Origin of the sequence: Halobellus clavatus, assembly GCF_900107195.1 — an archaeon.
Classification (GTDB): Archaea; Halobacteriota; Halobacteria; order Halobacteriales; family Haloferacaceae; genus Haloquadratum; species Haloquadratum clavatum.
In genome coordinates, this window is the sequence record NZ_FNPB01000008.1 from 33871 (window position 1) to 52830 (window position 18960).

Genomic DNA, 18960 nt, shown 5'->3' on the forward strand with positions numbered 1-18960 from the left:
GGAACGTATGACCGGCGAGATGGATCACGACCACGACGATATGCTCACGTGGGACGACGGCGCCGCTCGCGTCCGCGCGCTGCGGGACCGCTGGCTCCCCGGGCGTCAAACGACGTCCGTCGGACTCGACCGGATCGCCGGACGGACGCTCGCGGAGCCGATCGACGCCCCGACCGCGGTGCCCGAGCAGAGCCACTCGACGATGGACGGGTTCGCCTTCGACGGCACCGACGAGTACCCGCTGGAGGTCGTCGACGGCGACGTCTTCCCCGAAGACGATCCGCCGGAACTGCGTGCTGGTCAGGCCGTCCGCATCGCCACCGGTGCGCCGCTTCCACCCGCGGCGAACGCGGTCCTCAAACGCGAGGAGGCGACCGTCGAGGACGGACAGTTGACGGGGACCGAGACCGATCCGGGCACGTACGTCTACGAGCGGGGGAGCAACGTCGCCGAGGGGGAACGGCTGTTCGAGGCCGGTGAACGCCTCGGTCCGAAAGACGCGCTGCTGCTGGGCGACCTCGGGATCGACACCGTCACCGTCTACGAGCCGCTCTCGGTCGGACTGCTCGCGACCGGCACAGAGATCCACGAGGGGCGCCACCGCGACCTCGATTCCCCGATGCTTGCGGGACTGGTCCGCTCGTGGGGCCACGAGGCGACCTACGAGGGATCGGTCCCCGACGCGTACGACCGGGTCGAGTCCGAGATCGAGAGCCTGGCGCGCGAGCACGACGTGGTGATGACGACTGGCGGCACGAGCGTCGGCGACAAGGACTACGTGATCCGCGCGCTCGAATCGCTCGGCACCGTCCGCTTTCATCGGGTCCGACTCCGCCCCGGCAAGCCGATCGCCGTGGCCGAACTCCCCGACTACGACGCCGTCGCCTTCGCGATCCCCGGCAAGCCCGTGGGCGCGCACGCAGTGACGTCACTGGTGGCTCGCCCGTTCTTCACCGGGGAGTCCTCGCTCCCGACGGTCTCCGCGCAGATGGCTCGCGACGTCGACATCACGGTGCCGGGGTTCGCCTACGCGATTCCGGTCACCCTCGAGGCGGGAGCGCCCGACGATGCGGACGAGGCTGCCGGCGACTCATCCCCGGCACGGGCGATGCCGCTCGGACACACTGACTCGTCACTCGACGTCTACGACCGGGCGTTCGATCCGAGCGTCCTCTCGTCGAGCACCCGCGCGACTCGCGCCGACGGCTTCGTCCTCACCGACTCGGCGGTCGACCGCGACGACCCCGTCGAGGTGGTCCCCTACCCCGTCGTGGAGCGATGAGCGGGGCGACAGGCGACGGACTCCCGATCGTCGAACCGCCGTTCGACGCCACCGGTCGGGAACGTAGCGACTCTGATACCGGAACCACTCGGGTGGCCGGCGTCGTCCTCGCCGCCGGAACGAGCAGCCGCTTCGGGACGGCGAACAAACTGCTCGCGGCCGCGGACGACAGCGACGAGCCGATCGTCCGTCGGGCGACTCGAACGCTCACCGCGACGCGGCTCGATCCCGTGGTGGTCGTCCTGGGTCACGAGGCCGACCGCGTCGCCACGGCGGTCGACGGCCTGGACGTCGAGTTGGTCCGGAACGAGGCGTACGCCGACGGACAGGCCACCTCGGTCCGCGCCGGGGTTCAGGCCGTCCGCGACCAATCCGACGTGGACGCAGTGCTGATTGCGCTGGGCGATATGCCCTTCGTCGCCCGAGAGACGATCGAGGCGCTCCTCACAGCGTACGAAGCGGACGTCGGCGCAGCGCTCGCGGCCGCTCACGACGGCGACCGCGGCAATCCGGTGCTGTTCGATCGCCGGTACTTCGATGCGCTCTGTGACGTCGAGGGCGATGTCGGCGGCAGACGGCTCCTCTTCGAGGGCGACCGCAGTGCGTGCGTCGCTGTCGACGATCCGGGCGTGCGCCGCGACGTGGACGAACCGGACGACCTCGACTGAGTCTCGCACGCGAGACACCGACGCGGACGTCTTCGACCTCGACTTTCAGGATGTCGCCGGATTCGGGCCCCTCGAGGGTGACCGGACCGGTCGCGTCGTTCACCTCTCCGGGAACCGAGTCGGCCAAGTCGTCGTCGGATTGGATCGCCTTGTTCAGGCTATCGACAGTTTCGAACGGCAGGGGTTCCCCGTCTCTGTGCAATATCAGTGCCTGACTCGCCAATTGCTGGCCTGAGATCCAGTCGCAAAATCTCTCGGAGCTGACTTCCGGAGAGTGCCCGGTCAGAAGCGGGAATGGGGTGGAGGAGTCGGCCGGCCAAGAGAGGTGATTGGCAAGAAGAGCCGGTTACTCAGAGAAGTCGTCGCTCAGCAGCGTCGGCTAGGGTTCCGTCGCGGCACAGCCGATACCGGCCGTCTCGCCGCCCGGATCTCACTCCTCGTCGCCGTCGCACTTTTTGACGATGATCCGTCCGTCTTCGACCTGCCACTCGACGCGGTCCCCGGCGCCAACGTCGAGGAAGTTTCGCACGGGTTTCGGGACGGTCGTCAGATTCTTACTCGAGATTTTCGTGTCCGTGAGCGTTCCCATACGGGCCGTATGGCCGTAGTATTTACATAGTTTACGCTATGCTCAGTCGCGAGGAGCAGGAGACCGATCACACCGACGACTTCCACCGGTGCGCACCGCCATTCGAGGCGTTCGTGAAGTCGAGCTCGAAGCGGTCCGAGTGCAGTAACACGGGACCGGGGAGGTACGTGCCGTCATCGATCGGTCGCAGGAGATCGCGCTCGGCCATCGTCGAGAGGACGTCACACACCGTCCGTTCCCGACCGGGAATGAGGTTCGCCTCCTCGATGACGGCCTCGGCGTCGACTCGCCCTTCGAGCATCGCGAGTCGGATGGCCGCCACCCACGTCGGCTCCCGCTTCAGTTCCCGGCACATCGTGTCCAGTTTCGGTACTGCAGGGACCACAATAGAGTTTGCGGATGGGTCACCCATTCGTGGGATTCTTCCCGAAACGTTATCGAACCGGTCGCGCCTACTTCCGTTCGTGATGATGCGACAACGCAGCCTGGTCGCCGCCGCGGTCGTCGCCTCACTCGCCGTCGCGCTTCTGTGGGGGGCGGTCCGCGCCGTCGGCGGCGACAGTCGAGTCAGCACCATACTCGCTGACCTGACCGGGGTCGGTCCCCTCGGTGCTCCCGCGTTCGTCCTGATGTTGCTCCCGACGGGGCTCGCGGTTGGGTTCGCGCTGCTCGTGTGGCTTCGCTGGTGACTCATCTCGGCGGGCGTCGATACCCTGGTCCCCCCGTCTCTCGGCGTCACTGCTTCCCGTCTGCGCGCTGGTCGCGTACCGACCCCGTCTGAGCTTCACGTCTGATACTCGGGCCACAAGTACTACTTGTCGTGGGATCCGCCGGAGCATATGGACAGGTTCCCTGAACGCGTCGTCGAACCCGGTCCATCGAGCAACGGTGAGGCCGGGCATCCGGGGGACTCAGGTCACATTCAGTTGTACGATATCGTCCTGGATACGTCGACGAGTCTGATGAGCGCCGAGCCGGACGAGTTCGACACGAAGCTTCGCTGGGTCCTCGAGAGCGTCGGGACCCACATCGGCGCCGATCGAGGGTCCGTCTTCCAGTCGATGGCTGAGGGCCACGAGCGCGTCGCGTCGTGGTCCACCGACGGGGTCGATCCGGTGACCCGCCGCCGCGCGGAGTTGGACTCGCTGGAGTGGTTACAGGAGCGACTCGAACAGTTCGACAACGTGCCGATCGGCCGGCTGGAGGACGTGCCGCCGAGAGCGGCGCTCAGAACGCGATTCCGTGAAGATGATATCAGCGCCGCGGTGTTTCTGCCGATCGTCGACAACTGGTCCTTCGGGGGGTTCGTCGTCTTCGACGTACTCGATTCGCCCCGGGAGTGGTCGGACACGGAGGTCGAACTGCTCCGGACCGTCGCGGATATGATCGGCCACTCCCTGGCGCGGGTCCGACGAGAGACGAAACTCGAAGCGCAAAACGAGCGACTCGAGACGTTCGCGAGCGTGATCTCCCACGACCTCCGCAACCCGCTGAACGTCGTGACCGGATCGCTCCACATCGCACAGCAGAATCAAAACTCCGAGCACCTCGATCGGGCGGTCCGCGCGGCGAACCGGATGGACGACCTCGTCGATCAGGTGTTGAAGCTCGCCCGTCGGGGCCGGGACGTCAGCGACCCCCAGCGCCTCGATCTCGACGCGGTGTTTCGGCGCGCGTGGGAGACCGTCGAGACGCGCGCCACCACGTTCGAGCCGAAGCCGATCGGGCACACTGACGGTGATCCCGAACGGCTTCGGGAGGCCTTCGAGAACCTCTTTCGGAACGCGATCGAACACGGCGGCGAGTCGGTGACGGTCCGAGTGGGACCGATCGACGGCGGCTTCTACGTCGAAGACGACGGCCCCGGGATCCCCGAATCCGAACGCGAAACGGTCTTCGACCGGGGATACACCACGGACGGCGGGACCGGACTCGGGCTCGCGATCGTCCAGAGCATTTTCGAGGCGCACGGCTGGTCGATCGGTGTCTGCGAGGGCAGCGATGGCGGGGCCCGATTCGAGGTCACCGGCGTCCGACTCGTGGAGTGACTGCCGGCGGGGGCTCACCCACCGCTGCAGTCGATCAATTTCCCGGCTGTCAGTAGTGGAAACAATTATGACGCGATGGACGGAAGGTGACTCCAGACGTATGACACGGCGTTTCTCCCGTCTGTTACCCATCATCGGCGTGGTGATTCTCTTGGCGTTCAGTTCCATGGCGGCTTCCGCCGCCGTCACGACCAGCAACGACACAGCCTACAACGGTACGCAAACGGACGCCGATCAGGCGATCGAGGTGACGTACACGGTCTCACCTGAAGGGAGCACGATCAACAATATGACCGTCGCGTTCACCGGTACTAACCGGGCGCTGCTCGAACCCAACTCGTTCAGCTTCGCGGTCCGTCCGGGAGGGGCGGACATCAACGTTGAGTCCCGGCCAGGAAACGCGTTCTTCATCGAGGAGATCGAACCGGACGAGGAGGTGACGTTCGTCTTCCAGACGTATCCCAAGACGATCAAGCAAGAACAGATCGACGCGGCGAACGTTCGGATGGAGTACATCCAGAACGGCCAGGAACTCACCGACTCCGAGACCGTCTCAGCAGACATGAGATCTTCGCCGTGGTTCGAACTCCAGCAGGCGAACGAGGAGGTCGATCAACTGCAGTCGCAACTCGGTGACGTCTCTCTCGCCGGGCAGTTCACCAATGCGGCCTTCCTCGGTGGCCTCGCCATCGGCATCGTCGGGCTCGCCTTCGGCGCGTACTCGTGGCGGCGACGCAGCAGCAGTGCGAGCGATCTGAAGCGAGAACACGCTAACCACCTCGAACGACTCGCGGGAGGAATGGAGAGCAGAGACGACACGAAGACGCTCAACAACGCGGCCGAACAAATCCGTGAGGAGATCGACTCTGACGACGGGGACGATTGGTGACGCTGTCGAGCAGACGAAGGCCCCCGGGGCCGATACCTGTCTTCGGACGCCGCGATACTCCCACGCTCGGTCGGCCACAGGTGATCTGCGAAGACGCGAAGTGACTATCAGTCGATGATTCGTCGCCTCTGAAGCGTCGCCTGACCCCCATTTATGTGGCTCAGTCCACACGCTTACTAACCGACGGACGGGAGCGGATTTGTGCTTCCGACGTTTCTTGCGCCCCGTCCCTTAGTTATAATATACAGCACAGCGAGATATCTGACAGAGAATGGTTACGAACCCATCTATCGTTATTGGGATTGGGGAGGCCGGTTGCAAGATGGCTGCTCGGACCTACCGAAGCATCGTCGATGAGGTCCCAGCCGACCGTGGCGATCAAGAAGAGGTCCTCGACCGCTTCAAATTCGTCGGGATCGACACGAAGGCCGACGAAGTCGAGGAGTACACTCCAGACTCCTTCCAGACGATCGCGCTCGAGACACCGACAAAGAACTGGGAGAACGACGTCGAGGAGTACCCGTACCTCCGTGACGATATGCGCCTGGCCGACGTCGGTGGGGCGACGCGTCAGCGCGCGGTCTCCCGGTACTACATCGACAACCTACAGAACTACACGAGCTTTCGACAACAGTTAGAACGCGTCGTCGAGGAGTTCGAGGACGACGCTGGGAAGGCATTAGACGATCCGGATCTCGACGGCGCGAACCTCTGGATCATCAACTCCTTCGGGGGCGGAACCGGTAGTGGCGCGTTCCCCCTGATTGCGGGTGAACTCGACCGGATCACGGCCGACGCCGACGAGAACTACTACCTCTGCGGCCTCGGTTCGCTTCCGCGACTCGACCAGATCGACGAACAGTCCCGGCCACCGACCGCGAACGAGAACTTCTACGCGAACGCGTACACGGCGCTCCGCGAACTCGCGGTGCTACTCGACTACGACTTCGACGGCACGTTCGAGGACGCCGCCGGCGCCGGGTACGCGAATGACGGGCTCAGGATCCCGCTGTATGCCACCCACGGAGAGAATCAGCTTCCGGGCTACGACGACATCGTTCTCGAAAGCCCACCGTTCGACTTCTACGGGCTGATCGGCTTCAACGAGGAAAAGGGCGACAACACCGACTACCGGGAGAACCTCAACCAGGTCGCAGCGGACACCGTGCGACTTCTCGCAGAGGCCTTCGAGGAGGACTTCCCGAACGGCTACTCCCGGTCGGGGCGCAACGGGAAACCGAAACTCTACTCGGTCGATAGTCGCGGCGTCGAAGTCCCGGTGACGGCCGTCGAGAACTACGTCCAAGCGCTGGAGAACATCCAGGACATCGACGACCGCATCGAGAACGCGGAAGACGAACTGGAGCGGTACCAGGAAAACCGCGATTACATCAACCAAGCGCTGGACCTCGAATCGGGAAGCCAGGCGTTCGAGGAGGGCCGCGCCGAGGACGGCGAGGAACTGTACGTGGACAAGTCGCTCGTCGAGACCGCTCGAGAACACGCCACCAACGAATTCGACCCGCGGGACGGCTACGACGACGCCCTCTTAGACGAGAAGTACGAGAAAGCGCTCTCACAGGTCGGCTCGCTGTCGAGCCGGTACGAGTTCTCGGTCGACGACGTCTTCTCGTACTTCTACTACCGCGAACTGGTCACCCGTCTCCAGTCGCTCAAGCAGGGCCACCGGTTCACCCGGCTCGTCCAAGACGCTGTCGAAGACTACGCGGATAAGTTCTCCCGATACCTCGATAGCGACCAGACGCAGTTGCTCACCGACTCCAGCGCGGATCCGCTCGCGAAGTGGACCGGCGGCCTCGAGGAGTGGTTCGACGAGGCGATCGACGATCAGGAGCGAAAACTCGAATCTACGAGCCGGATCAAGTTCCGGCTCCGCGGGGAGATCGAAGACCGAATCGACACCCTCGAACAGCGGCAGAACGAACTCACTGACGAGTACGCGGAGTTCAAGCACATCGAGGACGCACAGAGCACCGCCCGCGGCCGTCGCGAGGACGCCCGGACCGGGTTGGCGGACATCCGTGACGACATCAACGACAAAATCCGTCAGGCGGAGTCCGACCTCGAACAACTCCGCGAGGAACGCGGCCGCCGCGAGAACGTCCAGCGCTCTCGGCGGGAGACGCTGGAGTCGTACAAGCGCGAACGGTACGTGAGTATCCCGTTCCAGAACTTCGAGAACGCCAGCGTCGAGTTTCTCACCGACCTCGAGAGCATCGGTGACCTGCTCGAACGGAGCATCGTGAGCCGCCAGCGGGTCGCTCGTGCGCTCGAGTTCACCCTCGAACACCTCGAAGAGCCGTTCCAGGACCTCGAACCGCAGAACGTCCCGATCAACCCATACCGGTACCTCGGCGTCCTGACGAACGACTCGAACGTCGATCTGCTTCAGGGCGAACTCGACGACGTCGAGGGGATCGACACCGTTCCCACACTGATGTCGACCAACAGCGAGGAACAGGAGACGGCACTCGTCGACGACGTGTTCCGCATCCGATTCACCGGCGTCCACGCGGACATCGCCTTAGAGAACAGCAGCGAGTTCGGCCAGATCCACGAGCACTTCCGCGCCGACGAGGACGTCGGCGAACTGCTCGGATCGACGGCGGAGGACGCCGAACTCGTCGCACGGAAGTTCGGCTACCCGGAACTGTTCCCCGACGACGACCAGATCAACGACGCGTGGGGATTCTCCTCGGAAGTGACTGAACCGGCCGAAGACTGAGCTGCACCGTCGGTGCCAGCGCGGTCGACCCGGCGGCCCTCGGCAGGCCTCGGTGGCGACAGTTCGCGACTCACTCCGCGTTTCCGAGATCCGTTACCTCGTCGCGATTCGGGAGATACGCGTAGATCACACCCGCGATCGCTGTCAGCACCGCGAGCAGGACGAACGCGGCCGTGTACAGATCATGGTCGGCCATCGCCCCGACGGCGGTCGAGCCGAACGCGCCGACGACGAAGAGCGAGGTCCGAATGGCTCCCCACGCAGTCCCGCGGACGTCGGCGGGGAGGAGGGCGACGATGTACGCGTTGGCGACGGGGCCGACCACGAGTCGCATCCCAAGCAGGAGGACGATTACGACGAGCGGCACGATTCCCTCCGCGAACGGCAGCGCGAGCAGGGGCCCGATGCCGACGAACGCGACGATCGAGAGGACTGTTCCGTACCCGTATCGGTCCGCCAGTGCGCCCCCGGTCGACTGAAACACCGCCGCGCTCAGAAACAGGAGGCCGAAGAGCGTCCCTGCCGTCGCCTCCGAGAGCGCTTTCGCGGTCACGAGATACGTCGTGAGGAAAGCGGTCAGCCCCTGAAACGCGAACAGCATCAGCGTCGTCCCGATCATCGCGAGGACGACCTTCCGCGAGCTGACGCCGCGGCGGACGTCGCCGGCGGCGGCGCGGAGTCGTGCTGTGAGCGGCCGGTCCTGCGGTTCAGTCTCCGCCTCCGCGGCCGCCTCGTCGCCGTCGGTCCGACGGGCTGCATCGACCGTTGATTGCGCCGGTACGAACGCACCGAGCGCGACCGCCGCGAGGAGGAAGCCGGGTGCGGTGAGTCCCAGCGCGCCGCGCCACCCCACCACCCCGGTCGCGTAGGTCGCGAGCGGGGGTACGAGCGCCGCGCCGATGCTCCCCGCCGCGAGGACGATCCCGAAGGCGGCACCGTCGCTGTCGGTGTAGGTCCGCGTGAGTACGGTCCCGCGGGGCGGTCCGTAGAGTCCCGAGGCGAATCCGAACGCGGCGGTCGCGAGGACGAACAGCGCGAACGTCGGCGCGACGGCGTAGGCGACCATCGTGAGTGCGCCCGTCCCGGCGCTCCCGACGAGCAGCGTCCGCTCGCCGACCCGATCGACCAGGACGCCGGCGGGGAACTGCATCGCGGCGTAGGTGACCCACAGCAGCGTGATCGCCGCACCAGCGACGGTCTCCGAAACGGGGAAATCGGCTCTGATGGCCGGTAACAACGCGGGGATCGTGAATCGTAAGCCGAGCGCGAAGAACCACCCGCCGGCGATGGCGAGCAGCGTCCAGCCGCGGCCGTCGCCCCGCAGGGAGGCGACCACGGCCCCCACTCGGTCGGTGAGGGAGCTCGAAGACGGCGACACGCTCTCGTGAAGCACCCATCCGATAAAGACCCTGACGGAACCGGTGGCGTCCGCCCCGACTACTGCGACGCGGTCGTCGTGGCCGTCTGCGCCTGCGACTGTGCCTCCTCGAACGTCGATTCGGGGAGCAGTGCCGTCACTCCGTCAAAGTCCAGTGCCCCGATCAACGCCGCTGCCGGCCCGCTGACCAGGACGACGCCGAACTGGTCGACGCTGTCCTCGACCGAAATCCCGGCTTCGCTCGCCTGCTCTTCGAAGGCCGCGAGCGCTTCCTGTCGGAGTTCACTCTGTGCGTCGCGGAACTGCGCTCGGGCCTCCGACTGCGAGATATTGCCCGAATCGAGTTCCGACCGGATCGCTGATTCGCGCTCCTGCAGCTGCTCTTGGTCCGGCTCTACGGCGGCCGTCACCGTCGCGGCGCCCCCGTTCGTGGCGGTACTGTCCGTTGTCTGTTCGGTCTGCCCGGTGTTACACCCGGCGAGCGTCGCGGCGGCCCCGACTCCGGCGAGTTCCAGAAACCGGCGACGGCCTGTGTCGAATTCCATCCCCTCATCGTCGGGCTCGGATTCTGATAACCGTGGCGGAGTGGCCATCGAGCGCGCTGACGTGTGGACGGTCTGTAGTCGGTCGATTTCGCTGGATTCGACCGTCTACGATCCGTTTCGGCGGAAACACGCGACGCTCACTGGCCACAGGTGCAGTGGAGAAGTGGACTCGGCGGGATTTGAACCCGCGGCCTTCCCCGTGCCAGGGGGATGATCTACCGCTGATCTACGAGCCCTCGGTCGCACTCTCAGATACCCTGCTTTTGTTCTTAAGGGCTTCGACTCGGCGAGCAACGGTCGCGGGTCGCAACGCTTTTGACGCCGTCACTGGTGGGTAAAAACGGGAACAGCACGGCCGCAAATCTGACTCGCCGCGCGGTGCGGCTTGGGATTGCGGAAGTGCGATGCGGTCGCGACCCGACCGCGTCACATCGCGTATTCTGCGGTCTGTGCCGTTCCAATCTATACCAATGGCACGAATGCACACCCGCCGCCGCGGCTCGTCCGGTTCGGACAAGCCGGTGGCAGACGAACCCCCGGAGTGGAGTGACGTCGATCCCGACGACATCGAAGCGCGCGTCGTCGAACTCGCAGAGCAGGGCTACGAGCCCAGTCAGATCGGGCTCAAGCTCCGCGACGAAGGCGTGAAGGGCGTCCCGGTCCCCGACGTCAAAGTCGCGACGGGCAAGAAGGTCACGACGATCCTCGAAGCGCACGACGCGAAGCCCGAGATCCCCGAGGATCTCCGAAGCCTGATGGAGCGCGCAGTGCGGCTCCGCCGCCACGTCAACGAGAACCAACAGGATATGCAGAACAAGCGCGCGCTGCAGAACACCGAGTCGAAGATCCGTCGCCTGGTCGACTACTACCGCGGCGACGAGCTCGACGAGGACTTCACCTACACCTACGACGCCGCTGTCGAAATCCTCGAAGAATAGCGCGTCTCACAGTCCACAATGGCCTCCCGATCCGACCCCACGCCGACCCCGGACGCACCCGCCGAGCGCGTCGCGTCGACGCTCCAGAGCGCTGGGTTCGTCCGTCTCGTCCCCACGGCTACCGGGGACGCGCTGGCGGCCGCGGGGTTGCTCTCGCGGGCGCTTCGCGGCGTCGACGTCCCCTTCCAGGTGCGCGTCGATCCGCTCGGCGCCAAACCGCCGGCGACCGACGAGGGCGTCCTCGTCGCGGTCGGGGCCGAACGTCCCGGCGCGGACGTGACGCTCGCGCCATCGGTCGGGTCGGCCGTGAGCCACCGCGCGTACGACGTGGCGTCGACGCTGGCGGGCGAGGAGCCCGATCCGGTCCTGGCGCTCGCCGGCGTCGTCGCCGGGGGCGCACACCCCGGCTCGGTCGCTGGAGCCGTGCTCGATCGGGCCGAGGCCGCTGGATCGGTCGAGCGGCGTCCCGGAATCGCGATCCCGACGGCGGACGTCGTCGACGGGCTCGCCCACTCGACGCTGTTTCACGCGCCAGTCTCGGGCGATCCCGACGCCGTCAGATCGGCGATCGGATCGCTCGCGGCGGCCGACGGGGAGCGGGCCGGGACGGAACTGGCCTCGTTCGTCGCGCTCGCGGTGGCCGGCGACGACGAGTCGACGCCGCGAAGCGCCGACGCGGTCGAGCGGGCGTTGCGTCCGTACGCCACGCCCGACGGTCCGACGGCGACGGTCGGCGGCCTCGCCGATGTCCTGAACGCCGTCGCCCGCGAGCGCCCCGGAACGGCCGTGGCGCTCGCACTCGGCCACGGCGGGACCGACGCCGCGCTCGAGGCGTGGCGGACACACGCCCGAACCGTCCACACGGCGCTTCGAGCGTCCCACACCGGCCGCTACGACGGCGTTTTCGCCGTCCGGAGCGACGTCGGTGCCGACGAGGACGCCCGCGCCGCCGGACGGCTGGGGGCGCTAGCCAGACTGGCTCGCGACTTCCGTTCGCCGGAGCCACTCGTCGTCGCGCTCGGCGAGGGCGTCGCAGCGGTGTCAGCCACGGAATCCGGCGCCTCCGACGCGGCCGAGGCGATCGCCTCGGAGTTCGCCACCGGCGAGCGCGCCGCGTGGACCGGCACGCCGACCGAGGCCGTCGTCCGCTTCGATCCGGACGCGGCCGACGCCGACGTCATCGCCGCGATCAGGGAGGCCACCCGATGACCGGGAGCGACCGCGACGCGCCGACGGACGGACTCGACACCCCGCGAGCGGACGAGGACGAGACGACGGCACGTACAGACACGGAATCACATTCGGATACGACGCACGACAGTGCGTCGCGCACGGCCCGCCTCCGGACGACGCACGCCGACGCCGAGACGGTGATGGCGGCGCTCCGTCCGGACAACACCGACTCGATGGAGATCAGCGTCGAGGGCGATACCCTCGTGACGACGATCTCCCGCGAGACGACCGGCGGGCTGCAGTCCACGGTGGACGACACCGTGGTCAACCTGACGGTGGCCGACGCCATCGTCGACACTACCCAGACACACAATGAGTGAACGATCAGTCTCGAAGCAGCAAAGCGGAAAGCGATGGTACACCCTCATCGCGCCGGAACAGTTCGACCGGACCGAGATCGGTTCGACGTTCGCAGACGAACCCGAGAAGGTCTACGGCCGAACCGTCGAGGTCACCCTCGGCGACATCACCGGCGATCAGGGCGAAAACAACACGAAACTCACCTTCAAAGTGAACGACGTCGCCAGCGACGCGGCCTACACGGAGTTCATCAAACACGAACTCGCACGCGACTACGTCCGGAGCCTCGTCCGACGCGGGGCCTCGAAGGTCGACGTCGCGATCACGGTCCGGACGACCGACGACTACCGCGTCCAGCTCCAGCCGGTCGCCTTCACCACGAAGAAGGCCGACCGCAGCCAAGAGCAGGCGGTCCGTCGGGTGATGATCGACCTCGTCAAGGAAGCCGCTGCCGAGCGGACCTTCGACGAACTGGTCGATAGCGTCATCGAAGGCCGACTCTCGTCGGCGATCTACGGCGAAGCCAAGACGATCTACCCGCTCCGCCGGGTCGAAATCCAGAAACTCACCCTCGAAGCGCGGCCCGAAGAGGTCGCCGCCGAGGAAGAGGCCGCCGTCGACGTCGACGAGGAAGACGTCGCGGTCGACGACGAGGCCTGATTCGGCCGGTTCGACCAGACATTTCCTCTTTCGGTATCGGTACCCCGACGAGTGACCCGAGCGGCAGCTATCGTAGCGTTTGCAACTGATTGCTCATCCGACGTCTGCCGTCGTGCGATCGTGCGGGTGAAGACCTGCAAACGCTACGATCGATCACTCCTCGACGACGACCGTCCCCACCATTCCGGCCTGCTCGTGGGGGATACAGAAGTACTCGTACGTGCCGGGGACCTCGAAGGTATGGGACCACGTCTCGCCGCTGTCGATGATTCCTCCGAACTCGGACATGAATCCGTCCCGGGCGGCCGCCGTCGAGTCGTAGCCGCCGCTGGCGAAGAAGGCCGCGTCCTCGGGGATCCCCGAGTCGTACGCCGTGACGGTGTGTCCGCGCGAACTCGTGTTCCGCCAGACGACGCGCTCGCCCACAGCGATGGTGGTTTCCGGCGGATTGAACGCCACTGCGGTCATCCCGACGTCGTAGTCGTTCGCCGCGCCGGCCCCAGCGCACCCGGCGAGGCCTGCGATCGTCACCGTTCCGAGGCCGGCCAGGACGTCCCGTCGGGAGCGCCGAGTCCCGTCTCGCCCGCCCGTCACAGACCGTTCGCTCATACGAGACACTCAGGATTCGAGCGCTATATGTCGCGCGGTCCGCGGCCCACTGACGTGGTTCGAGCCATCCTCTCGGCTGTCGCGTCCGGCGACCGGATGTAAAGAGGTAAACCGATCGTCCGAGTCGTCGGCGGTATGAAGCCCCGGTTCGTGGGTCGGCTGGGTCTCGCCGACGCGGTCACGATCTCGAACGCCGCCCTGGGGTTCGTCGCCGCCGTCGCCGCGACGGTCGACGTCGAACTCGCGGCCCGGATTCTCCTCCTGGCGGCGATCGCGGATGCGCTCGACGGGGTAGTGGCCCGCCGGCGCGGTGGGACGACCGTCGGCCCCTATCTCGACTCGTTGGCCGACGTCGCGTCCTTTGGCGTGGGTCCCGCACTGCTGGTGGCGATGGCCGTGGCGGAGACGTGGGGCCTCGGGACCCCCCGCGGCATCGTCGCCATCGTCGGATCGGCGCTGTTCGTCGCGACGGCGGTGACGCGGCTGGGACTCTACACTGCGTACGACAGCGGCTCCGCGGAGACCGAGGGCGTCCAGACCACGCTCGCAGCGACGATTCTGGGCGCGACCGTGCTTGCGGGTTTCACGAGTCCGATCGTGCTCGTCCCGCTCGTGTACCTGCTCGCCGCGCTGATGCTCGCGCCGATCACGTATCCGGACCTCCACGCGCAGGACGCGGTCGTGATGGGGATCGTCCAGGCGGCGGCGATCATCCTCGGGGGCCGGATGGGTCGCCAGGTGGTCGGAGCGATCGGTGAAGGGTTCGCGTACGGCCTGCTGTTTCTCGCGCTCTCGTATCTGTTCCTCGGGCCGCGGTTCTACTGGCGTCGCGACTGATTCGACGGGCCACCGACCCCGTCGCTCCGGTCGGCCAGACCGTTCACATCCCCATATCGGCCGCGGCCTCGGGGACGGGGAGGTCGTGGGGCGCCACGTTGAGCAGTTCCGCGGCGTGATCGAGCGCCATATCGAATCCGTAGTAGCGCTCCAGTTCGTCGCCGTCGGCGGCCGGCCGCACTTTCAGCATCGCGTATCCCTCGCGGTTCTGTGCGATCGCGGCCGTACTCCCGTCAGATTCGAACGTCAGGAGCCGCTCAGTCTCAGTCTCGTCGTACTGCGCGGTGATCCCGTTCGCCGTCGTCTCGCGTTCCGCCATACCACCGGTTTGGCCGCGACACAGTCGAACTTACCGGTTCGATGTGGAGCACCGGGCCCTCCGCGCGCCGGCCTCGAAGCGAAAGTAACGTAGGAGTCGGCTCCGAGGGTCCGACAATGGCCAGGTGGCTCCAGAGCGGCCGGCGGCGGGATCTATGCGCCCTGCTCTACGACGCGGGACCGATGCGCGGACAGCAACTCAAGACCGCGCTCGAACGGCACTACGAAACCCGACTGGATCCACAGTCCTTCTACGGCAGCGTCGACGCACTGGTGGACCGTGGCCTGATCGCCGTCGAGACCGAAGGCATCCACGACGTCTACCGACTCACCGACGAGGGGGCCGAACGGGTGGACGCTCACTACGCGTGGCTCACGGCGCGGGTCGATGACGACCCCGAAACCGCAGCGGGCGCCCCCGACGCCGAGGAGTGAATCGATCTCGGTTCGCACTCGGTCCAGATCTGGGTTCGAGGCGCGGGCGATCACGATACCCCTGCGTGTTTCCCCACGAAGTTTTTTAAGCCGCCCTTCGTAGTGGGTCACACTCCGAATGTCTCAGCAGGAAGAACGTCCCCGAGTCGACGAAGCCGACCTCCAGTGGTGTCACGAGTCGGTCCAGGGAGTCTCTCGCACTTTCGCGCTCACGGTGGACGTGCTCGACGAGCCGATGTCGTCGTACATCTGTCTCGGGTATCTCGTCTGCCGGATCGCCGACACCGTCGAAGACGCATCGCACATTCCGCCGGCAGAACAGGCGGCGTTACTCGACACGTACGACGCCGTGCTCGACCCCGCGGACGACACCGAGGCCGAGGCGTTCGCGGCCGCGGTCGAACCGCACCTCCCCGCGGACGAACTGACCGACGACTGGGCGGTCGTCCGCGACTCGCCGCGCGTCCTCCGGACGTTCAACAGCCTCCCGGACGACGTCCAGGAGGCGATCGTTCCGCCAGCCCGCGAACTGGTCCAGGGGATGGCGACGTTCGTCGAGCGCTACGAGGACGAAGGTGGACTCCGCATCCAGACCCGCAGCGAACTCGAAGAGTACTGTTACTACGCGGCGGGGACCGTCGGCAATCTCATCACGAACCTCGTCACGCGACATGACGTCTCCACCGACCGACGACAGCGCCTCTACGACACCGCCGAGGAGTTCGGGCTCCTGCTGCAACTGGTCAACATCTCGAAAGACGTCTACGACGACTACACCGCCGAAGACAACGTCTACCTTCCGGCCGAGTGGCTGCAAGATGCCGGCGTCCCACAGGAACAACTCGTCGACGACGACCACCGCGCGAACGCGGCGTCGGTCGTCCGCCGGACCGCCGAACTCGCCGGGTCGTTCCTCGACGACGCGCAGACGTACCTCGAGACCGTCCCGCTCCGTGACGGGAACACGCTCGAAGCGTGGGCGATCCCCTTCCTCCTCGCGGTGGGGACGCTCCGCGAACTCCTCTCGCGACCCGAGGACGCGCTCTCCTCGACGGGCGTCAAGATCTCCCGCGAGGAGGTGCTGGCAGTCGTGAGCGATATGAGCGCCGGCCGCGACCGCGACGCGCTCGGCCAACTCCGAGAGGACATCGAAGCGGGTCCGTACCACCGGACGCTGTCGAGTGCGGACTGAGACCGCCCGATTCGGCACTCGGTGGCGTTCCCTGAGACACCGCGCGTTTTGGGAGGGTTTTTAGTCGTCGGATCGAAAGGGTCGTCTATGGGTACCGAAGAAGCACACGACGACCACGGACACCACCTCCCGGCGGTCGAGGACTGGCCCCGCGGGTTCGGCGAGGCCAGTTGGTGGCCGTTCGTCACCGCACTCGGGGCGGCTGGCGTCTACGTCGCGGCCGCGCTGTACATTCTCGGTCGGGGTGACAGCGCCATCGTCGGCCCGATGGTCGGCCCCGCCGCGCTCGTCGCCACGATCGGCATCTTCCTCGTCGGACTGTACGGCTGGACGTATCACGCGTTCGTTGTCAAGTTCTGGTCTCGGGATGCGAGCGCCCAGAGCGCGAACAAACTCCGCTGGGGAATGCTCGCGTTCCTCGGGTCGGAGTTGGCGACGTTCGGCGGCCTGTTCGGCTATTACTTCTACATCCGCACGGGCGACTGGGAATCGATCTTCGTCGGCATTCCGGAGCTGACGGGCTCGCTCGTCCTCATCAACACGGCACTGCTGATCCTGTCGTCGATCACGCTCCACTACGCGCACCTCGCCATCCGGAAGAACGACCGGCGCAAGTTCATCGGCGGGCTCGCGGGCACGCTCCTCCTCGGGGTCGTCTTCATCGGCGGGCAGGTGTATGAGTACTACGAGTTCATCATCCACGAGGGCTTCACGCTCACCTCCGGGTTCTTCGGATCGGCGTTCTTCGGCCTCACCGGGCTGCACGGTCTCCACGTCAGCCTCGGCGCGGTCCTCCTAGGGATCGTGTTCGCCCGCGCGCTGCTGGGACAGTACTCCGCGGAACGCCACGTCTCCGTGAGTACGGCCTCGATGTATTGGCACTTCGTCGACGTCGTCTGGATCTTCCTCGTCGTCGTTCTCTACGTCGGCGCGGAAGTCGGCGGCTGACGCAGCGAGCCGAGGCGCCCCCTTTCGGATTCTTCTGATTCCACCGTTTCTCCACCGACGTCTGGAGCCCCGGCTCCGCGCCGTATCCGGGACGTCGGACCGCGATCGGACGCCTCCGAGATGTCGAGTCTCTCCGGGCGTGCTCGGGCGACCCGAGACGCTCGGGTGCCTGCGGCCTCCCGAACCGGATCAGTTTTCACCGTTCGTGGTGCGTTATCAGATATGAGCGACGAGTCCGACGATCCGACGGTGCCGATCGTGTGCGAGGCCTGCGATACGACCTCGCGCGTCCCGCTCTCGGAACTGCGCGAGTCGCTGGATGCACACAACGAGAAGCGTCACGACGGGGCGGAGAAGGCGCAGGTCGATCCGGTCCTGGCCGACGCACTCGCAGACGCCGTCGCCGACGACCTCGGACTGCTCGACGAGGAGCCCTGATCCACCGAGGCGGTGGGGAGGCGCTGCAGGCGACGGTGTGAGACGAATCCGACGTGTGGCGCGGTTCCCGACACCTGCACACGACGGCTTTCACGCGCTTTATGATCGCGGCCGCACAGGTCTCGATATGCTCACCTTCATCGGTCTCGGACTGTACGACGAACGCTCGATCACCGTCGAGGGGCGCGAAGCCCTCGCCGACGCCGATCGGGCCGCCGCCGAGTTCTACACCAGCCACCTCGTCGGCGCGACCGTCGACGAGCTCTCGGCGCACCACGACATCGACATCGAGGTCCGCGACCGGGCCGGCGTCGAGCAGGACCCGGCCGACCTTCTGGACGCCGCCGAAGACGAGCACGTCGCCTTCCTCACCGCCGGCGACACGATGATCTCGACCACCCACGTCGACCTTCGACTGCGCGCGATCGAGCGCGGGATCGACACGCGAGTCGTCCACGGCGTGACGGCCCAGACCGCTGCGAGCGGCCTCACGGGACTGCAGAACTACCGGTTCGGAAAGGCGGTCACGCTCCCGTTCCCGTACGCCCACGGCGCCGACGGCGTCCCGGGGAGCGTCGTCGACTCGATCGAGGCGAACCGCGAACGCGGCCTCCACACGCTCGTGTATCTCGACATCAAAGCCGAGCGCGACGAGTATATGACCGCCGACGTCGCAGCCGAGATGCTCGCCGAGGGGTGGCAAGACGGCCTCGGCGTGGCGGTCGCCCGTGCCGGCAGTCCCGAATCGACCGTCGCGGCGGACCGCCTGTCCGCACTCGCCGATCGGGCGTTCGGCGACCCGTTACACCTCCTCGTCGTCCCCGGCGACCTGCATCACGTCGAGTCCGACGCGCTCGCGACGCTCGGCGGTGCCCCGGAAGACGTTCTTCGCGAGAACGAACTGTAG

General features: G+C 66.4%; 22 protein-coding genes and 1 tRNA gene. 16 read left to right on the plus strand and 7 right to left on the minus strand.

What is annotated here, in order from left to right:
• The first annotated feature begins 7 nt into the window (after positions 1–7).
• A complete protein-coding gene (locus BLU74_RS11950) occupies positions 8–1282 on the plus strand; it encodes a molybdopterin molybdotransferase MoeA (RefSeq protein ID WP_089767514.1) in 1275 nt (424 codons plus the stop codon).
• Entirely contained in the window at positions 1279–1950 is a 672-nt protein-coding gene (locus tag BLU74_RS11955) for a nucleotidyltransferase family protein (RefSeq protein ID WP_089767516.1), read from the plus strand. Before BLU74_RS11950 ends, BLU74_RS11955 begins: the two co-directional genes overlap by 4 nt.
• Before the next feature lie 430 nt (positions 1951–2380).
• Here BLU74_RS11955 and BLU74_RS11965 read toward each other — a convergent pair whose 3' ends face one another.
• Together BLU74_RS11965 and BLU74_RS11970 are read right to left on the minus strand one after the other, a co-directional pair.
• Positions 2381–2539: an AbrB/MazE/SpoVT family DNA-binding domain-containing protein gene (locus tag BLU74_RS11965; protein ID WP_089767519.1), complete on the minus strand. Its 159-nt coding sequence runs from the start codon at positions 2537–2539 to the stop codon at positions 2381–2383.
• A gap of 67 nt (positions 2540–2606) precedes the next feature.
• Positions 2607–2894 carry a hypothetical protein gene (locus tag BLU74_RS11970; protein WP_089767521.1) on the minus strand — a complete coding sequence of 96 codons (288 nt, stop codon included), beginning with the start codon at positions 2892–2894 and terminating at the stop codon, positions 2607–2609.
• A gap of 115 nt (positions 2895–3009) precedes the next feature.
• Between BLU74_RS11970 and BLU74_RS11975 the strand changes: the two genes are divergently transcribed.
• From BLU74_RS11975 to BLU74_RS11990, 4 genes are all read left to right on the plus strand, one after another.
• Entirely contained in the window at positions 3010–3228 is a 219-nt protein-coding gene (locus BLU74_RS11975) for a hypothetical protein (RefSeq protein ID WP_175454633.1), read from the plus strand.
• Between the two features lie 150 nt (positions 3229–3378).
• Positions 3379–4587, plus strand: a complete 1209-nt coding sequence (locus tag BLU74_RS11980; RefSeq protein ID WP_089767526.1) for a sensor histidine kinase — start codon at positions 3379–3381, stop codon at positions 4585–4587.
• A 100-nt stretch (positions 4588–4687) separates the two neighbouring features.
• Positions 4688–5476 (plus strand): hypothetical protein, encoded by a 789-nt coding sequence (locus tag BLU74_RS11985; RefSeq protein WP_139175753.1) that lies wholly within the window; start codon positions 4688–4690, stop codon positions 5474–5476.
• 271 nt (positions 5477–5747) lie between these two features.
• Positions 5748–8222, plus strand: coding sequence for a tubulin-like doman-containing protein (locus BLU74_RS11990; RefSeq protein ID WP_089767531.1), 2475 nt, complete (start codon positions 5748–5750; stop codon positions 8220–8222).
• A gap of 70 nt (positions 8223–8292) precedes the next feature.
• On the opposite strand, the gene BLU74_RS11995 is transcribed toward BLU74_RS11990, so the two are convergent.
• The 3 genes from BLU74_RS11995 to BLU74_RS12005 all read right to left on the minus strand — a co-directional run bounded on the left by BLU74_RS11995 (position 8293) and on the right by BLU74_RS12005 (position 10381).
• Entirely contained in the window at positions 8293–9558 is a 1266-nt protein-coding gene (locus BLU74_RS11995) for an MFS transporter (protein WP_217635371.1), read from the minus strand.
• 101 nt (positions 9559–9659) lie between these two features.
• On the minus strand, positions 9660–10145 hold the full coding sequence (locus tag BLU74_RS12000; protein WP_089767819.1) for a hypothetical protein: 486 nt from the start codon (positions 10143–10145) through the stop codon (positions 9660–9662).
• A gap of 164 nt (positions 10146–10309) precedes the next feature.
• Positions 10310–10381, minus strand: a tRNA-Ala gene (locus BLU74_RS12005).
• A gap of 234 nt (positions 10382–10615) precedes the next feature.
• On the opposite strand from BLU74_RS12005, the gene BLU74_RS12010 reads away from it, so the two are divergent.
• The 4 genes from BLU74_RS12010 to BLU74_RS12025 are packed head-to-tail and all read left to right on the plus strand — an operon-like array spanning position 10616 to position 13276.
• On the plus strand, positions 10616–11083 hold the full coding sequence (locus tag BLU74_RS12010) for a 30S ribosomal protein S15 (protein ID WP_089767533.1): 468 nt from the start codon (positions 10616–10618) through the stop codon (positions 11081–11083).
• An 18-nt stretch (positions 11084–11101) separates the two neighbouring features.
• On the plus strand, positions 11102–12292 hold the full coding sequence (locus BLU74_RS12015) for a hypothetical protein (protein ID WP_089767535.1): 1191 nt from the start codon (positions 11102–11104) through the stop codon (positions 12290–12292).
• The gene (locus tag BLU74_RS19345; protein ID WP_245705790.1) at positions 12289–12636 is read left to right on the plus strand and encodes a KEOPS complex subunit Pcc1; all 348 of its coding nucleotides are present in this window, start codon (positions 12289–12291) and stop codon (positions 12634–12636) included. Before BLU74_RS12015 ends, BLU74_RS19345 begins: the two co-directional genes overlap by 4 nt.
• Entirely contained in the window at positions 12629–13276 is a 648-nt protein-coding gene (locus tag BLU74_RS12025; protein ID WP_089767537.1) for a 30S ribosomal protein S3ae, read from the plus strand. Before BLU74_RS19345 ends, BLU74_RS12025 begins: the two co-directional genes overlap by 8 nt.
• Positions 13277–13429: 153 nt before the next feature.
• Here the strand turns inward: BLU74_RS12025 and BLU74_RS12030 are convergent, their stop codons facing one another.
• A complete protein-coding gene (locus BLU74_RS12030) occupies positions 13430–13885 on the minus strand; it encodes a cupredoxin domain-containing protein (RefSeq protein WP_089767539.1) in 456 nt (151 codons plus the stop codon).
• A gap of 135 nt (positions 13886–14020) precedes the next feature.
• On the opposite strand from BLU74_RS12030, the gene BLU74_RS12035 reads away from it, so the two are divergent.
• Positions 14021–14722 (plus strand): protein sorting system archaetidylserine synthase, encoded by a 702-nt coding sequence (locus BLU74_RS12035; RefSeq protein WP_089767541.1) that lies wholly within the window; start codon positions 14021–14023, stop codon positions 14720–14722.
• A 43-nt stretch (positions 14723–14765) separates the two neighbouring features.
• Here the strand turns inward: BLU74_RS12035 and BLU74_RS12040 are convergent, their stop codons facing one another.
• A complete protein-coding gene (locus tag BLU74_RS12040) occupies positions 14766–15041 on the minus strand; it encodes a DUF7111 family protein (RefSeq protein WP_089767543.1) in 276 nt (91 codons plus the stop codon).
• A 116-nt stretch (positions 15042–15157) separates the two neighbouring features.
• Between BLU74_RS12040 and BLU74_RS12045 the strand changes: the two genes are divergently transcribed.
• The 5 genes from BLU74_RS12045 (at position 15158) to dph5 (ending at position 18960) form a co-directional block, all read left to right on the plus strand.
• The gene (locus BLU74_RS12045; RefSeq protein ID WP_089767546.1) at positions 15158–15475 is read left to right on the plus strand and encodes a PadR family transcriptional regulator; all 318 of its coding nucleotides are present in this window, start codon (positions 15158–15160) and stop codon (positions 15473–15475) included.
• Between the two features lie 118 nt (positions 15476–15593).
• Entirely contained in the window at positions 15594–16667 is a 1074-nt protein-coding gene (locus BLU74_RS12050) for a phytoene/squalene synthase family protein (RefSeq protein ID WP_089767549.1), read from the plus strand.
• 87 nt (positions 16668–16754) lie between these two features.
• Positions 16755–17615 carry a cytochrome c oxidase subunit 3 gene (locus BLU74_RS12055; RefSeq protein WP_089767551.1) on the plus strand — a complete coding sequence of 287 codons (861 nt, stop codon included), beginning with the start codon at positions 16755–16757 and terminating at the stop codon, positions 17613–17615.
• Positions 17616–17837: 222 nt separating this feature from the next.
• Positions 17838–18053, plus strand: coding sequence for a DUF8149 family protein (locus BLU74_RS12060; RefSeq protein ID WP_089767554.1), 216 nt, complete (start codon positions 17838–17840; stop codon positions 18051–18053).
• A gap of 127 nt (positions 18054–18180) precedes the next feature.
• Positions 18181–18960: a diphthine synthase gene (gene dph5 / locus BLU74_RS12065; RefSeq protein ID WP_089767556.1), complete on the plus strand. Its 780-nt coding sequence runs from the start codon at positions 18181–18183 to the stop codon at positions 18958–18960.

Excerpts from the sequence above, each read along its gene's own strand:
- BLU74_RS11950 (WP_089767514.1), top strand. The coding sequence starts at position 8 with ATGACCGGCGAGATGGATCACGACCACGACGATATGCTCACGTGGGAC.
- BLU74_RS11955 (WP_089767516.1), top strand. The coding sequence starts at position 1,279 with ATGAGCGGGGCGACAGGCGACGGACTCCCGATCGTCGAACCGCCGTTC.
- BLU74_RS11965 (WP_089767519.1), bottom strand. The coding sequence starts at position 2,539 with ATGGGAACGCTCACGGACACGAAAATCTCGAGTAAGAATCTGACGACC.
- BLU74_RS11970 (WP_089767521.1), bottom strand. The coding sequence starts at position 2,894 with ATGTGCCGGGAACTGAAGCGGGAGCCGACGTGGGTGGCGGCCATCCGA.
- BLU74_RS11975 (WP_175454633.1), top strand. The coding sequence starts at position 3,010 with ATGCGACAACGCAGCCTGGTCGCCGCCGCGGTCGTCGCCTCACTCGCC.
- BLU74_RS11980 (WP_089767526.1), top strand. The coding sequence starts at position 3,379 with ATGGACAGGTTCCCTGAACGCGTCGTCGAACCCGGTCCATCGAGCAAC.
- BLU74_RS11985 (WP_139175753.1), top strand. The coding sequence starts at position 4,688 with ATGACACGGCGTTTCTCCCGTCTGTTACCCATCATCGGCGTGGTGATT.
- BLU74_RS11990 (WP_089767531.1), top strand. The coding sequence starts at position 5,748 with ATGGTTACGAACCCATCTATCGTTATTGGGATTGGGGAGGCCGGTTGC.
- BLU74_RS12000 (WP_089767819.1), bottom strand. The coding sequence starts at position 10,145 with ATGGAATTCGACACAGGCCGTCGCCGGTTTCTGGAACTCGCCGGAGTC.
- BLU74_RS12010 (WP_089767533.1), top strand. The coding sequence starts at position 10,616 with ATGGCACGAATGCACACCCGCCGCCGCGGCTCGTCCGGTTCGGACAAG.
- BLU74_RS12015 (WP_089767535.1), top strand. The coding sequence starts at position 11,102 with ATGGCCTCCCGATCCGACCCCACGCCGACCCCGGACGCACCCGCCGAG.
- BLU74_RS19345 (WP_245705790.1), top strand. The coding sequence starts at position 12,289 with ATGACCGGGAGCGACCGCGACGCGCCGACGGACGGACTCGACACCCCG.
- BLU74_RS12025 (WP_089767537.1), top strand. The coding sequence starts at position 12,629 with ATGAGTGAACGATCAGTCTCGAAGCAGCAAAGCGGAAAGCGATGGTAC.
- BLU74_RS12030 (WP_089767539.1), bottom strand. The coding sequence starts at position 13,885 with ATGAGCGAACGGTCTGTGACGGGCGGGCGAGACGGGACTCGGCGCTCC.
- BLU74_RS12035 (WP_089767541.1), top strand. The coding sequence starts at position 14,021 with ATGAAGCCCCGGTTCGTGGGTCGGCTGGGTCTCGCCGACGCGGTCACG.
- BLU74_RS12040 (WP_089767543.1), bottom strand. The coding sequence starts at position 15,041 with ATGGCGGAACGCGAGACGACGGCGAACGGGATCACCGCGCAGTACGAC.
- BLU74_RS12045 (WP_089767546.1), top strand. The coding sequence starts at position 15,158 with ATGGCCAGGTGGCTCCAGAGCGGCCGGCGGCGGGATCTATGCGCCCTG.
- BLU74_RS12050 (WP_089767549.1), top strand. The coding sequence starts at position 15,594 with ATGTCTCAGCAGGAAGAACGTCCCCGAGTCGACGAAGCCGACCTCCAG.
- BLU74_RS12055 (WP_089767551.1), top strand. The coding sequence starts at position 16,755 with ATGGGTACCGAAGAAGCACACGACGACCACGGACACCACCTCCCGGCG.
- BLU74_RS12060 (WP_089767554.1), top strand. The coding sequence starts at position 17,838 with ATGAGCGACGAGTCCGACGATCCGACGGTGCCGATCGTGTGCGAGGCC.
- dph5 (WP_089767556.1), top strand. The coding sequence starts at position 18,181 with ATGCTCACCTTCATCGGTCTCGGACTGTACGACGAACGCTCGATCACC.